The 14,205-nt window shown below is 69.4% G+C and carries 16 protein-coding genes; 13 read left to right on the top strand and 3 right to left on the bottom strand.

Annotation, left to right across the window (positions count from 1 at the left end):
* Position 1: 1 nt before the first annotated feature.
* Positions 2-1,732 carry an FAD-dependent oxidoreductase gene (locus AB0J64_RS16940; protein ID WP_364027315.1) on the top strand — a complete coding sequence of 577 codons (1,731 nt, stop codon included), beginning with the start codon at positions 2-4 and terminating at the stop codon, positions 1,730-1,732.
* A 35-nt stretch (positions 1,733-1,767) separates the two neighbouring features.
* Here the strand turns inward: AB0J64_RS16940 and AB0J64_RS16935 are convergent, their stop codons facing one another.
* Positions 1,768-1,971 carry a hypothetical protein gene (locus tag AB0J64_RS16935; RefSeq protein WP_364027312.1) on the bottom strand — a complete coding sequence of 68 codons (204 nt, stop codon included), beginning with the start codon at positions 1,969-1,971 and terminating at the stop codon, positions 1,768-1,770.
* Positions 1,972-2,009: 38 nt separating this feature from the next.
* On the opposite strand from AB0J64_RS16935, the gene AB0J64_RS16930 reads away from it, so the two are divergent.
* The 6 genes from AB0J64_RS16930 to AB0J64_RS16905 are packed head-to-tail and all read left to right on the top strand — an operon-like array spanning position 2,010 to position 6,787.
* Positions 2,010-2,240 (top strand): hypothetical protein, encoded by a 231-nt coding sequence (locus tag AB0J64_RS16930; RefSeq protein ID WP_364027309.1) that lies wholly within the window; start codon positions 2,010-2,012, stop codon positions 2,238-2,240.
* Complete coding sequence (locus AB0J64_RS16925; RefSeq protein ID WP_364027306.1) at positions 2,233-3,879, top strand: ferritin-like domain-containing protein; 1,647 nt, start codon at positions 2,233-2,235, stop codon at positions 3,877-3,879. Before AB0J64_RS16930 ends, AB0J64_RS16925 begins: the two co-directional genes overlap by 8 nt.
* Positions 3,880-3,899: 20 nt before the next feature.
* The gene (locus AB0J64_RS16920) at positions 3,900-4,616 is read left to right on the top strand and encodes an alpha/beta hydrolase (RefSeq protein WP_364027303.1); all 717 of its coding nucleotides are present in this window, start codon (positions 3,900-3,902) and stop codon (positions 4,614-4,616) included.
* 41 nt (positions 4,617-4,657) lie between these two features.
* On the top strand, positions 4,658-5,572 hold the full coding sequence (locus tag AB0J64_RS16915) for an RNA polymerase sigma-70 factor (RefSeq protein WP_364027300.1): 915 nt from the start codon (positions 4,658-4,660) through the stop codon (positions 5,570-5,572).
* Between the two features lie 46 nt (positions 5,573-5,618).
* Positions 5,619-6,290, top strand: a complete 672-nt coding sequence (locus tag AB0J64_RS16910) for a hypothetical protein (RefSeq protein ID WP_364027297.1) — start codon at positions 5,619-5,621, stop codon at positions 6,288-6,290.
* 11 nt (positions 6,291-6,301) lie between these two features.
* Positions 6,302-6,787, top strand: a complete 486-nt coding sequence (locus AB0J64_RS16905) for an Ohr family peroxiredoxin (protein ID WP_364027294.1) — start codon at positions 6,302-6,304, stop codon at positions 6,785-6,787.
* A 55-nt stretch (positions 6,788-6,842) separates the two neighbouring features.
* Here AB0J64_RS16905 and AB0J64_RS16900 read toward each other — a convergent pair whose 3' ends face one another.
* Positions 6,843-7,034 (bottom strand): hypothetical protein, encoded by a 192-nt coding sequence (locus AB0J64_RS16900; RefSeq protein WP_364027291.1) that lies wholly within the window; start codon positions 7,032-7,034, stop codon positions 6,843-6,845.
* A 170-nt stretch (positions 7,035-7,204) separates the two neighbouring features.
* Between AB0J64_RS16900 and AB0J64_RS16895 the strand changes: the two genes are divergently transcribed.
* The 5 genes from AB0J64_RS16895 (at position 7,205) to AB0J64_RS16875 (ending at position 11,634) form a co-directional block, all read left to right on the top strand.
* Positions 7,205-8,239, top strand: coding sequence for a LuxR C-terminal-related transcriptional regulator (locus AB0J64_RS16895; protein ID WP_364027288.1), 1,035 nt, complete (start codon positions 7,205-7,207; stop codon positions 8,237-8,239).
* A 9-nt stretch (positions 8,240-8,248) separates the two neighbouring features.
* The gene (locus tag AB0J64_RS16890; protein ID WP_364027285.1) at positions 8,249-8,659 is read left to right on the top strand and encodes a cupin domain-containing protein; all 411 of its coding nucleotides are present in this window, start codon (positions 8,249-8,251) and stop codon (positions 8,657-8,659) included.
* Positions 8,660-8,792: 133 nt separating this feature from the next.
* Positions 8,793-9,812 carry a ferritin-like protein gene (locus AB0J64_RS16885; protein ID WP_364027282.1) on the top strand — a complete coding sequence of 340 codons (1,020 nt, stop codon included), beginning with the start codon at positions 8,793-8,795 and terminating at the stop codon, positions 9,810-9,812.
* A 23-nt stretch (positions 9,813-9,835) separates the two neighbouring features.
* A complete protein-coding gene (locus AB0J64_RS16880; RefSeq protein ID WP_364027279.1) occupies positions 9,836-10,795 on the top strand; it encodes an alpha/beta hydrolase in 960 nt (319 codons plus the stop codon).
* Positions 10,792-11,634 carry a hypothetical protein gene (locus AB0J64_RS16875; protein ID WP_364027276.1) on the top strand — a complete coding sequence of 281 codons (843 nt, stop codon included), beginning with the start codon at positions 10,792-10,794 and terminating at the stop codon, positions 11,632-11,634. Before AB0J64_RS16880 ends, AB0J64_RS16875 begins: the two co-directional genes overlap by 4 nt.
* A gap of 488 nt (positions 11,635-12,122) precedes the next feature.
* Here the strand turns inward: AB0J64_RS16875 and AB0J64_RS16870 are convergent, their stop codons facing one another.
* Positions 12,123-13,379, bottom strand: coding sequence for a hypothetical protein (locus AB0J64_RS16870; protein WP_364027273.1), 1,257 nt, complete (start codon positions 13,377-13,379; stop codon positions 12,123-12,125).
* Between the two features lie 94 nt (positions 13,380-13,473).
* Between AB0J64_RS16870 and AB0J64_RS16865 the strand changes: the two genes are divergently transcribed.
* Positions 13,474-14,028 carry a helix-turn-helix domain-containing protein gene (locus AB0J64_RS16865; protein ID WP_364027271.1) on the top strand — a complete coding sequence of 185 codons (555 nt, stop codon included), beginning with the start codon at positions 13,474-13,476 and terminating at the stop codon, positions 14,026-14,028.
* Positions 14,029-14,205 lie beyond the last annotated feature (177 nt).

Genomic DNA, 14,205 nt, shown 5'->3' with positions numbered 1-14,205 from the left:
CATGCACGCATCAGAGAACAGAATCGCCACGTCCGTCCTGGTCATCGGGACCGGAGGGGCCGGGCTGCGGGCGGCCATCGAACTCGCCGAGCGCGGGGTGGATGTCCTCGCGGTCGGCAAACGGCCGAAGGCGGACGCACACACCTCGCTCGCGGCGGGCGGCATCAACGCGGCCCTCGCCACGATGGACCCCGAGGACACCTGGCAGCAGCACGCGGCCGACACTCTCAAGGAGAGTTACCTGCTGGCCAACCCCGAGACGGTGTGCATCGTCACCGAGGGGGCCGCGCGTGGCATCGAGGACCTCGTGCGGTACGGCATGCCGTTCGCACGCGAGCAGGACGGGCGGATCTCCCAGCGCTTCTTCGGCGCCCACACCTTCCGGCGCACCTCGTACGCGGGGGACTACACCGGACTCGAGATCCAGCGCACGCTGATCAACCGGACGACCCAGCTCGACGTCCGCGTCCTCGACACGGTGTACATCACGCGGCTTCTCGTGCGCGACAACGCGGTCTTCGGCGCGTACGGGTTCGACCTGACCGACGGCAGCCGCTACGTCATCCATGCCGATGCGGTGATCCTGGCCACGGGCGGGCACACCCGGATCTGGCGGCGCACCTCCTCCCGCAGGGACGAGAACACCGGCGACTCCTTCCGCCTGGCCGTCCTGGCCGGCTGCCGCGTCCGCGACCCCGAGCTGGTGCAGTTCCACCCATCTGGCCTCATCGCGCCGGAGAACGCGGCCGGCACGCTCGTCTCCGAGGCGGCACGGGGCGAGGGCGGGATCCTGCGCAACCGGCTCGGCGAGCGGTTCATGTCCCGGTACGACCCTGAGCGGATGGAGTTGTCCACGCGCGACCGGGTCGCGCTGGCCGCCTACACAGAGATCAAGGAAGGTCGCGGCACCCCGGACGGCGGTGTGTGGCTGGACGTGTCGCATCTGCCGCGCGAGACGATCATGACGCGGCTGCCTCGCGTCTACCAGACGCTCCTGGAACTGCAGATGCTCGACATCACCAAGAAGCCGATCGAGGTCGCGCCGACCGCGCACTACTCGATGGGCGGGGTCTGGGTACGCCCCGAGGACCACGGCACGGGCGTCGACGGCCTGTACGCGATCGGTGAGGCGGCCAGCGGCCTGCACGGCGCCAACCGCCTGGGCGGCAACTCCCTCATCGAGCTCCTCGTCTTCGGCCGCATCGTCGGCCAGGCGGCGGCGGAGTATTCCGCGCGCCTCGACGCCCAGCGCCGCTCCGCCGAGGCGCTCGCCGTGGCGCGGGAGGAAGTGGACGAGCTCCTGTCCGCCGACGGCCCGGAGAACGTGCGGTCGCTGCAGCGAGCGCTCCGCGACATCATGACGGAGCACGCCGGAGTGGTACGCGACGAGGGCGGCCTGCGAAAAGGCCTCGCCGAACTGGCCGCGGTCGAGGCGCGCATCAGCGGGATAGGCGTGCACCCGGACATCGCCGGCTTCCAGGACCTGGCTCACGCCTTCGACCTGAAGTCCGCGGCACTCGCCGCGCGCGCGACCATCGAAACCGCGATCGAGCGCCGCGAGACCCGCGGCTGCCACAACCGCTCCGACTACCCGGAACTCGACCCCGCACTGCAGGTCAACCTCGTGTGGTCCGGCCCCGGATCGGTGGAGCGGGAGAGCATCCCGCCGATTCCCGCCGAGATCGCGGCGCTCATGCGCGAGGTCTCGACCGTGGGAAAGCTCGTCGAGTAGCCGGATCTTGTCACAAGTGCCGGGGCTGTCCTGTCTTAGCTGGCGATCAGCCACATCACTGAACGGGGGAAGTTGTTGTGACCGCGTTGGCGATGGTCGCCGAGTTCGACGATGTCGCGGGCTGGACCGCCGACGCCGTCGAGCTGCTCGGGGAGCGGCATGCCGTACCGGCTGCCCGCCAGGGCGAGCGCTTCGCCCGCCTGTTCGCCACCGGCCAGATCGCCGTCCGTCTGATCCACGCGGTCAGCAGGCCGGCCGTACAACCCATGGAGGAGACATGTGCACCCCGAACGGTGAGAACGAGTTCCTGTACGAGCTCCACGTCGAGATCGAGGAGGAGCTGATCATCGCCGAGGCCAGCCACCCGGAGAAGGAGATGGGGCGGCCGGTCACCGAGTGGCTGTACGACCCGACGGACGTCGAGCGCGAGGAGATCGCTCTGCGGGTGCTGCGCGACGCGGTCGAGGTGCTGGAGGACGGCTCGCGGCCGGGTGGCGACGTTGCCTGAGCCACGGATCGACACGCTCGACAGCCTCCGCGAGCACCTGCAGTGGGCGATCGAGCTGGAGCACGCGACGCTGCCGCCGTACCTGACCGCGCTGTACTCCCTCGACCCGGAGCGCAACCCGGCGGCCGTCGAGGTGGTGAGCAGCGTCTTCGTGGAGGAGATGCTGCACCTGGCGCTGGCGGCGAACCTGCTCAACGCCGTCGGCGGCGCCCCGCGGCTCGACACGCCCGAGATGCTGCCGCCGCACCCCCGCAAGCTGCCCCACGGCGACCTCGAGCTGTCGCTGGTGCCGTTCGGCCCGGAAGCGCTGGAGATGTTCCTGCGCCTGGAACAGCCCGCACCGCCCGGCGCCCCGCCGGAGGACGACAACTACGAGACCATCGGGCAGTTCTACGCCGCGATCGAGCAGGGGTTGCGCTACTTGTGCGAAACGCTCGGCGAGAAGGAGGTCTTCTCCGGCGACCCGGCCCGGCAGGTGAGCGGCGGCCACTTCCGCCATACCGGCGGCAGGCTGGTCGCCGTCACCGACCTCGCCTCCGCGCTGGACGCGCTTGAGGAGATCGTCGAACAGGGGGAGGGCACCGCCCGCAGCGAGGTCTGGGACGGTGACCAGGACGAGGTCGCCCATTACTACCGCTTCATGGAGCTGAAGCTCGGCCGCCGCTACCGGCGCGGGGACACCCCCGAGTCCGGGCCCACCGGTGAGAAGCTCTCGGTGGATCTCACCGGGGTGCTCCCCATGACGCCCAACCCCGCGGACCGCGCCGCGCAGGAGGAGTTCAACCACACCTACTGCGCGATCCTGCACCTGCTGGAGGTGGCCTTCAACGGCAGCCCGAGGATGCTCGCCGTCGCTACCGGGGAGATGTACGCGCTCAAGGCCCAGGCGCAGGAGCTGATGCGGCGGGGCGGCCTCACCTTCGAGTACGTCCCGCCCGAGCTGCGCCGCTGGAGCGCGGGCGACCAGCAGCGGGTCGTCGTTCTGCGCGACGGGCCGTACGTCGTGTACGGCCGCGTCCCCCTGCGGCGCAAGCGGAAGATCGTCTCCGCCGAGCAGAAGCACGCGCTCACCTGGAAGACCGGCGAGCCGCTGGAGACCGAGGAGACCTATGCGCTGTGCCGCTGCGGCCATTCGGGCGCCAAGCCGTTCTGCGACGGCACCCACGCCGCGATCGGCTTCGACGGCACCGAGGCCACGCCGATGCGGCCCTACCAGGAGCTGCAGCACGTGCACGACGGCGTCGGCATCTCCGCGCAGCGGGTGGGCGAGCTGTGCATCCACGCCGCCTTCTGCATCGGCCGCGCCAGGCCCATCGCCGAGATGCTCGACGACACCGCCGACAGCGACGTGCGCTCGAACATCATGGGCCGCATCGATCACTGCCCCTCCAGCTCCTACAGCTACGCCCTCGAACGCGGCGGAGAGACGATCGAAGCCGACCTCCCGCGCGCCATCTCGGTGCTGGAGGAGGAGGACGGCCTGGCCAGCGCGCTGTGGGTGACCGGCGGCATACCCATCACCCGGTCGGACGGCCGGCCCCTGGAGACCAGGAACCGGATGACGCTGTGCCGTTGCGGCCACTCCGGCAACAAGCCGCTGTGCGACGGCACCCACCGCGAGATCGGCTTCCACGAGTGAACAACCAGAAAGGCAATCCCATGAACCAACCCGTCGTCCTCCTCGTCCACGGCGCCTTCGCCGAGTCGGCCAGCTGGAACCGCGTCATCCAGCGCCTGCGCAGCAACCAGCTCACCACGGTCGCCGTGGCCAACCCGCTGCGCAGCGTGGAGGGCGACGCCACCTACCTGCGCGACGTGATCAACGGCATCGGCGGCTCTGTCGTCCTGGCCGGCCATTCCTACGGCGGCATGGTGATCAGCCAGGCGGCGGCGGGCAACCCGGCTGTGCGCGCCCTGGTCTACGTCGCCGCCTTCGCCCCCGAGCCCGGCGAGAGCGCGCTGCTGCTGTCGAGCAAGTTCGAGGGCAGCACGCTCGGCCAGGCGCTGCAGGCCTACCCGGTGGCCTCCGGCGGCAACGAGTTCCGCATCGACCCCGCGAAGTTCCACCGCCAGTTCTGCGCCGACCTCGACACCGAGGAGGCCGCGCTGATGGCCGCGACCCAGCGGCCGGTGACCGAGCGCGCCCTGTCCGACGGGCTCGCCGTCGACGAGGCGCCCTGGCGCACCATCCCGTCCTGGTTCGTCCACGGCGACAAGGACCTCAACATCCCGGCGGCCGCATTGCGCTTCATGGCCGAGCGCGCGGACTCGCGCGGCACCCGCGAGGTCGCCGGCGCCTCCCACGCGCTCGCGGCCTCCCAGCCCGACGCTGTGACAGCGACTATCCTCGACGCTGCCGACCACGCGCGAGGCTGACGAACCCTGCCCAGGCCAACGGGCGAATCGATGTGGGGCACATGAACGCGGAATCACCGGAACAGGCGGACGCTCTCGATCGGGCGGCGTCCGCCTTCGTCGAGCTGCGCCCGCGGCTGTTCGGCATCGCCTACCGGATGCTGGGCAGCGCGGCGGAGGCCGAGGACATCGTCCAGGAGGTGTGGCTGCGCTGGCAGGACACCGACCGCGAGACAGTCGAGAACCCGCCGGCCTTCCTCGCGCTGGTCACCACCCGGCTGGCCATCAACCTGGCCCAGTCTGCGCGCGTGCGGCGCGAGTCCTACATCGGCCCCTGGCTGCCGGAACCCGTGGACACCAGTCTGGACCCCACTGTCGGCGCCGAACGCGGCGAAGCGCTGGAGCTGGCCTTCCTGCTGCTGATGGAGAGGCTGAATCCCACCGAGCGCGCCGCTTACGTCCTGCGCGAGGCCTTCGACTACCCCTATCCGCAGATAGCGGAGATCCTGCGGCTCACCACGGTCAATGTCAGGCAGATCGTGAGCCGTGCCCGCAGGCGCCTGACCGCCGTACGCCACGAGCCCATTGACAGGCTCCAGCACCGGCGCCTCCTGGAGACGTTCCTCAACGCCGCCCAGACGGGAAATGTCGGCGCCTTGGAGGAGCTCTTCGCCGCCGACGTCGTCAGCTTCTCCGACGGCGACGGCATCAGGGGATCGGCCAAGTTCCCCGTGCTGGGCAATGAGCGGGTGGCCAGGTTCGTGGCCGCGTTCTCACCGCGGTTCTGGCCGGGCACCGCCATCACGTGGGTCGAGATGAACGGGCTGCCAGGCGTGCTCGTCACCCGGGGCGGCAGCGGCGTCGCCCTGCTCGCCATCGAGGCATCCAGGGAGGGGATCCACCACCTGTTGTGGATCCTCAACCCGGCCAAGATCGAGGCCTTCGAGCGGTCTCGTAGCCGCTTTGTCACAACGTAAGGGGCTATCCGGTCTTATCTGCCAACAACGAAGGAGGCGGCAGACCATGACCGAGGCGGGCGCCGAGTCGCTGGCGGAGATGCTCGACGAACGGCAGCACCTGCTCGAGATCGCCCTGTGGATGTTCGGCTCGGACACCACGGCCGACCACGTCGTCCAGGAGACCTATCGCCGCTGGTACGCCCTCGACCAGGAGGAGCGCGCCGCCATCGCGGTGCCGCGCGCCTGGCTGACGCGGACAGCGGGCAGCATCTGCCTGGAGCTCCTCGCCGACCCCGACCACGTACCCGGCGGCCCGGTGACCCCGGCCCAGCCCGTGCCCGGTCCGACCTCGTACCAGGCCGGATACGGCCAGGCGATGCTCGCCAGGCACGAGCAGGTGGCCCGCAGGTTCGCCGCGGCCTGCCAGGCGGGCGACACCGAGGCGCTGCGGGAAGTCCTGGCCGCCGACACGATCGTCGTCAGCGATGGCGGCGGCAAGGTACGCGTCGCCGTACGGCCGACTTACGGCGCGGAGGCGGTCACACGGGTCGTCACGGCGTTGCTGATCGACCAGCCAGAAACCAAGCTGGCCATCGGGTCGGTGAACGGCAGGACGGGGCTCGTCCTGCGGCGGGCGGGCAAGGTCGTGGCGGTGGTCAGCGTGAGCGTGGCCGGAGCCGAGGTCACGGCGGTATGGATCATCCTCAACCCCGACAAACTCCAGCGTTGGCGCTGAAAGGCATACCAGTGAACGACCAGATCCTCTCCACTGACCACGACTACAACGGGGCGGAATTCAAGCCGCTCTACTCCACGCGCGTCGCCGTGACCGGTGGCAGTTCCTTACACGGACGGGCCAGCGGCCAGGCCAGATCCGCTGACGGCGCCCTCTCCCTAGAGCTGCGGATGCCTGACGAGCTCGGCGGTGACAGCCCCGGGCCGAACCCTGAGCAGCTCTTCGCCGCCGGATACGCCGCCTGCTTCCACGGCGCGCTCAGCCTGCTGGCCAGGCGGCACCTGCTCGACCCGGCCGCGATCTCGGTGGAGGCCACCGTGGCCTTCGGCCGGGATCCCGCCGACGGCGGTTACCAGCTACGGGCGGACCTCGTCGTGAACTGGCCTGGGGTGGCAGCGGCGGCGGCCGCCCCGTTGCTGGAGCAGGCGACGGCGCTGTGCCCGTACGCGAAGATGACCCGGCAGGGCATCCCCGCCACTATCAGCTTCGCCTCCTGACCCTGGCCTCACCCGGGCCGCCGGCTCGCGGGTGGCGCGGACGCGGCGGCGCTCGTCAGGGGTGGTGCCGCGCCTCATCCCCCTCCGGCTCACCTGTTTCCAGGGCCCACCTCAGGCACGGCGCGCGCACCGGGCGGCCCTGACAGATCCACCGGGCGACCGCTGGGCCGAGCAGGCTGCGCGGGCACTTCTTCGGGTCCAGCACGGTCTGCGTGCTCTCGCCCTTGTCCAGCAGGAACGCCGCCACGTACACGAGCGCCTTGACTTTGGAGGCCTGTCGGGCTCACGCTGCCGCCGTAGGAGTGGCCGACCAGGGCGCACGTTCCTGACGACGCTGGCAAGGTAGGCGGCGTCGCCCGACAGGCTGCGCAGCGGGTTGGCGGGCGCGATCACCGGACACCCGCGCCCCGCGCCCTCGTGGACGGCAGGCCGACCACGGGCTGGGACAGCCTGACCGCCTCCGAGCTGCAGATCGTCAGGCTCGTCGCGGGCGGCGTCACCAACAAGCAGGTCGCTGATCGGCTCTACCTGTCGCCGCACACGGTCAGCACGCACCTCTGGCACGCCTTCACCAAGCTCGGGATCAGCTTGCGCGTCGAGCACACGAGGCTGCCTGTCACAACTGAGGGGGGCTGCCTTGTCTTAGCTGACGACGACGGGGCGCACCACAGCGCCCCGAAAGCCAGAAGGGTGCCAACAATGAAAATCGTGGTGATCGGCGGGACCGGGCTCATCGGGTCGAAGCTGGTGAAGAAGCTGGGCGAGCACGGCCACGAGGCCGTGGCCGCGTCGCCGAACACCGGCGTCAACACGCTGACCGGCGAGGGCCTGGCCGAGGTGCTGAAGGGCGCCCAGGTCGTGATCGACGTGTCGAACTCGCCCTCGTTCGAGCGTGAGGCCGTCATGAAGTTCTTCCAGACCTCCACCGGCAACCTGCTGGCGGCCGAGGCGGCCGCGGGTGTGGGCCACCACGTGGCGGTGTCGATCGTGGGGACCGAGCGGATGCCGGAGAACGGCTACTTCGCGGCGAAGATCGCCCAGGAGAAGCTGATCGAGAAGTCGGGCATCCCGTTCTCGCTGGTGCACTCCACCCAGTTCTTCGAGTTCGCCCGCGGCATCGCCGACGAGAGCACGGTCGACGGCAAGGTGCACATCGCGCCGGTGCTGTTCCAGCCGATCGCGGGTGACGACGTGGCCCAGGCGGTCGGCAGGACCGCGGTGGGGACGCCGCTGAACGGCCGGATCGAGATCGCCGGACCGACCCAGTACAAGATGGACGAGTTCTTCCGCAAGGCGCTGGCCGCCTGGGGCGACACCCGCGAGGTTGTCGCCGACCCGCAGGCGCGCTACTTCGGCAGCGTGCTCGGCGAGCGGTCGCTGGTGCCCGGTGAGGGCGCGCAGCTCGGCACCATCACCTACAAGGACTGGCTCGACCAGTCCACCGCGAAGTAGGGCCGGGCGATGGACAAGCCGCGATCGACCGCGTGGCAGACGGCGCTGACCGTGCTGCAGGAGGCGCAGCCTCCGTTCATCCCCGAGGGCGCGCACGCGATGACCGTGGTCATCGAGTACCCGCCCGGAGACCCGGGCGCGCCGCCGCATCGCCACCCGGGTCCCGCCTTCGGCGTCGTCCTCGAGGGCGAGATGCTGATGGAGCTGGAAGGCGAGCCGGAGCGGGTGATCCGCGCCGGCGAGGCGTTCTGGGAGCCGGGTGGCGACGTCATCCACTACCAGGACGGCAACAATCGCGACGATGTCCCGGTACGGTTCACGGTCACCATGCTGTGCGAGCCGGGCAAGCCGATGTTCACGCTGGTGGAAGAGGCCGAGCTGACCCAGCGCAAGGACCGCCGCGCGCCACGCCCGTCCTGAACCCCGGCGAAGTATCCGCAGCGTGACGGCACCGGCTGCCGTCATCGCTGCCTGATCCCAGGATCGAACCAGACCGCCGGCCCACCGGCCGGCGGTCCGATCCGCCATGCCGACAACCCGAGGTATGACACGAATGAACCACGAACGACCGGTTCGGATCGACACGCTCAGCAGCCTCCGCGAGCACCTGCAGTGGGCGATCGAGCTGGAGCACGCGACGCTGCCGCCGTACCTGACGGCGCTGTACTCGCTGGATCCGGAGCGTAACGCGGCGGCGGTGGAGGTGGTGAGCGGCGTCTTCGTGGAGGAGATGCTGCATCTGGCGCTGGCGGCGAACCTGCTCAACGCCGTCGGCGGCACGCCGCGCCTGGACATGCCGGGGATGCTGCCGCCGCACCCGCGCAAGCTGCCGCACAGCGATCTGGAGGTGTCGCTGGTGCCGTTCGGCGCGGAGGCGCTGGAGATGTTCCTGCGCCTGGAGCAGCCGGCGGCACCGAGCGCGCCGCCGGAGGACGAGGGCTACGAGACGATCGGGCAGTTCTACGCGGCGATCGAGCAGGGGTTGCGCTACTTGTGCGACACGCTCGGCGAGAAGGCGGTCTTCTGCGGCGACCCGGCCCGGCAGGTGAGCGGCGCCCGCTTCCGTCACACTGCCGGATCGCTGTTCGCCGTCGAGGATCTGGAGTCCGCGCTCGGCGCGCTGAGGGAGATCGTCGAGCAGGGGGAAGGCAACGCCCGCGGCGAGGTCTGGGACGGTGACCAGGACGTCCTCCACCCCGAGCGGGACGAGGTCGCCCACTACTACCGCTTCCAGGAGCTCAAGCTCGGCCGCCGTTACCAGCGGGGCGACACTCCGAACACCGGCCCGACCGGCGAGGAGGTCGGCGTCGATCCGGACGGCGTGCTCCCGATGACACCCAACCCGCGGCCCGCCGCGCAGGGCAGTGCCGTACGGGCGGCGCAGGATCTGTTCGACATCACCTACAGCACCCTGCTGTCCCTGCTGGAGCAGGCATTCAACGGCGACCCGAAGCGGCTCACGGACGCCACCCGCACCATGTTCACGCTCAGGGCCCAGGCGCAGGCCCTGATGGCGCTGCCCGGCGGTGCCGGCCCCACCTTCGCCTACGTGCCGCGCGAAGCACGTAGCTGATCCATAGCGAAAGAAGGCACATCATGAACAAGCACATCCTCGAGCCCGCCGCCTGGGAGCTGGCGCAGGCCACCTCGAAGCCGCCGTTCCTGTACGAGCTCGGCCCCGAGGGCGCCCGCAAGGTCCTCGACGACCTGCAGGCCGCCCCGATCGCCAAGCCGGACGTGGACGAAAAGTGGATCGTCGTCCCCGCCGGGGTCGGCAACGTGCGGGTGTGGATCGTCAAGCCGGTCGGCTCGACGGGCACGCTCCCCGTCGTCCTGTACGTGCACGGCGGCGGCTGGGTCATCGGCAACGCGGGCACCCACGACCGGCTTGTGCGCGAGCTCGCCGTCGGTGCGAGCGCGGCCGTCGTCTTCGTCGAGTACGACCGCTCGCCCGAGGCCCGCTACCCGGTGGCCCTCGAGCAGGCTTACGCCACCGCACAGTGGATCGTGAAGTCCGGCGCCGAGGAGGGGCTGGACCCCTCCCGGCTGGCCGTCGCGGGCGACTCGGTCGGAGGCAACATGACCGCGGCGCTGACCATCCTGGCCAAGCAGCGCGGTGACGTGCGTTTCGTGCACCAGTCCCTGTACTACCCGGTCACCGACGCCGGCCAGGACACCGACAGCTACCGCGAGTTCGCCGACGGGCCGTACCTGACGGCCAAGGCGATGGCCTGGTTCTGGGACGCCTACACCACCGACCCCGCCCAGCGCGCCGAGATCACCGCCTCGCCGCTGCGCGCCTCCCTGGCCGACCTCGAGGGCCTGCCACCCGCGTTCATCATCGTCGACGAGAACGACGTGCTGCGTGACGAGGGCGAGGCCTACGCCCGCAAGCTGATCGCGGCCGGGGTGCCCACCTCCAGCGTCCGCTACAACGGCACGCTGCACGACTTCATGATGCTCAACCCCGTCCGCGCCACTGAGGCCACCAGCGCCGCCATGGCCCAGGCCATCGACGTCCTCAAGACCGCCTTGAAAGCCGGAGAGTCTCGGTGAGAATCGGCGCCGGTGCTGTCGACTACGTGCTGATCTTGGTCTACTTCGCGGTGGTCCTGCTGGTCGGGGTGGCCGCGCGCAGGAGAGTCTCCAGCAGCCTCGACTTCCTGCTCTCCGGGAGGTCGTTGCCCGCCTGGATCACCGGGCTCGCCTTCATCTCGGCCAACCTCGGCGCCGTTGAGATCATCGGGATGTCGGCCAACGGCGCCGAGTACGGCATGCCGACCATGCACTACTACTGGATCGGCGCGGTCCCCGCGATGCTGTTCCTCGGCGTCGTGATGATGCCGTTCTACTACGGGTCCAAGGTGCGCAGCGTCCCCGAATTCATGCGCCGCAGCTTTGGGCCCGGCGCGCACCTGGTGAACGCGATCAGCTTCGCGCTCGCCCAGGTGCTCATCGCGGGGATCAACCTCTTCCTGCCCGCCACGGTGGTCAACGGCCTGCTCGGCTGGCCGCTGTGGGTGGCGCTGCTGCTCGCGGCGGCCATCGTCCTCAGCTACATCACCCTCGGTGGGCTCTCGGCGGCCATCTACAACGAGGTCCTGCAGTTTTTCGTCATCGTCGCCGCGCTGCTGCCGCTCACCCTCATCGGGCTGCACCGCGTCGGCGGTGTCAACGGGCTGATCGACAGGGTGCGGACGGCCGTCGGCGGCGGCGCCGAGCAGCTCAACTCCTGGCCGGGCAGCGAGCTGGCGGGATTCAGCAGCTCGGTGCTGTCGGTCGTCGGCATCGTGTTCGGCCTGGGCTTCGTGCTCTCCTTCGGCTACTGGACCACGAACTTCGTCGAGGTGCAGCGGGCGATGGCCACCCGTTCGATGACGCGGCGCGCAGTCTGATCGGGGGACGGAAGGTCGGCGAGAAGTAACAGCACCAAGGGACGTCCGAGAATCACCTAGTGCGATCATGTGATGACGAAATGGCGCTCTCGTGCCCGGTGCCGCCGGCGGTGCCGATCCAGGCCCAGGTGTAGCGGCGCTCGCCCTTGGACCCACTGCCACAGGAGTCGATGATCCAGTCGGAGGCGATCAGTGTCTTGGAGGACGCTGTCGGCGCGGGGCAGCGGTGAGGGTGATGTCGCGATGCCCAGCACGTACCGGTGTTGACCTCGCTGCTCTCCAGTCAAGCCCGCAGGCGCGGGTCGCGGCCGTCGCATCGTCGACGGGAGATCGGTCGACGATGCGGCCTGGGGTGATGCCCGGCGGGGCAAGGCCTTCGGGCGGCCTGTCCATGGGCGACATGGTTGGGCGTCGATTCTGCGGGCCTAGCAGCCTCCCGGGCCTATCGCGGGTAGGGGGCGGCGGAGAGCGTCGCAAGCGGTGAACCGTTACGGTGTGATCGCGTCAGCGGCCGGGGCCGCCGGCTTCAACAGTCGCCATCCCAAGGGCGCCAGGGCCAGCCACATGCACAGGACCGCGAACGGCATGAGGGCCTGGCGGCCAGGTCCGTCCAGCACTTCGTAGCCGATGAACAGGGCCAGGGTGGCCAGGACGAGTGTCAGGGTCGTCGTGCTGATTCGCTTCAGGACGGCCAACTGAATGAGCAGAGCCAGGAACCCAAGGTAGACAAGCTGGGTGCCGAATCCATACAGGATCGGCTCGGCTCCCGGGATGCTTCGGATCTGCTGGTCCAGGGCCTTCAACTGCGCGTGATTGTCGGTGGCGGATAGGACATACAGGTCGACGAGCATCTCGGCGATCGAGGCGGTGACGCTGATCAGCGCCACCGCCAGGCTCACCCTGGCGAGGATCTGTCCGGCGCCGCGGCTTCGGACCCGGCGAAACAGTTCGACGCAGGCGATGGCCAGCAACACGAAACCGATGAGCCACACCGAATGTGCGATCGTCGACTGTGGCTCGACTCCTTCGTTGCCGCCGAACCTCATGAAGATCCAGCCGCCGATCTGTCCCACCGGCGCCAGGATGAGTGACCACCCGGCGAGGGCTTGCCAGGCGGTCGTCGCCGCCCCGCTCGGGTCGGATGAGCTGCGGCGCAGCAGTTCACGCCCTACCGGCAGGAACGCCAGCCACAGAATCAGCGCCGATCCGGCCTGGGCCAGCCGCAACGGGATCTCCACCAGCAGCTCGGCGCCATTGACGAGTACCGCCACGGTCACCAGGGTCGCGAAGAGTGCGGTGGCCCTGCCCTGTGTCGCGAGGTGTATCGCCTGCACGATCAGTGCCAGGAACAGCAGCACCGGCCCGACGTCGTAGATGGCCAACTGCACCCCGGGCAGGTCGTGGATCTGGCCGCTCAGGGCCCGCATGCCGGTGCGGTTGTCGGTGGAGAAGCCCACCACCAGATCGATCAACATCTGGGCGAGCAGGCAGCCCGCGCCGATGACACCGACGATCAGCGAGCCGGTTGCCAGCATCCGCCCTCCCGGGGCGGTGTCCTTGGCGCGTCGATACAGCTCGACGCAGACGATCGCGTACATGACGCTGTTGACGGCCCAGGCGATGTGGGCCAGAGTCCAGCCGGGTTCCCGGCCACCGGTACCGCCCAGGCGCATCAAAGCCCAGCCGACCAGGACCAGCAGTGGTGCGGCGACGAAGGACAGCCCGGCGATTCGTTTCCAGTTCATGGGCCCCTGACTGTAACGTTGCAGAATTTCTTCTGCAAGTTTTTCTCTGCAGGAAGTTTTCTGCACCTGGTCTCGGGACGGCTAAGCTGGTCAAATGTCAACCGACCCGGTCATGCACACCCCGGCGGCGATGAAGGCACTCGCCAGCCCGCTGCGGCGAGAGATCCTCAGGCACCTCGCCAATCACGGTCCGGCCACCTCCACCACGCTGGCCAAAGCCATGGGCCAGAACACCGGGACGACCAGCTACCACCTGCGGATGCTGTCCGACACCGGTTTCGTGACCGAGCTGCGCGACCGCGCCAAAGGGCGGGAACGCTGGTGGGACGTCGTCAAAGCCGACCGGCGGATGCCCGCCCGCGAAGAACTGACCGACGCCGAACAAGACCTCGCTGAGCGACTGGGCGACTCCAAACTCGCCGAGGATCTACGGCTGCTGTCAGCCTTCGCCCACAACCGGGACGAGGACGGCGACTGGCAGCAGGGCTCCCGCGCCAGCACCTTCATGACCAAGGCACGGCTCAAGGAATTCCATGAGGAGTACCTCAAGCTGGTGCACCGCTTCGGCACCGACCGCGACGCCGCACCCGCCGACGCCCGGATGATCCTGCTGCGCTGGATCGGCTTCCCCGACCCCCGCGGCTCGTGATCCCCTCCACCCCGACGTCTTGGTTCGCGACTTGGGCTGCACCAGCGCCACCTCATCCCGCAAAGCACATCAATGCTTCCACCGCAAGCCTCGAGCGCTGTTACTTCTCAGCGACGTCGCCTTCCAGCGGAAACGATCGCTGTCGCAGTAGACCGGCAAACGCTGTCACATGTCACC

Origin of the sequence: Nonomuraea sp. NPDC049695, from assembly GCF_040674955.1 — a bacterium.
Lineage (GTDB): Bacteria > Actinomycetota > Actinomycetes > Streptosporangiales > Streptosporangiaceae > Nonomuraea > Nonomuraea helvata.
Note: the sequence above shows the minus strand (reverse complement) of the source record. Positions and strands in the feature narration are given on the sequence as shown.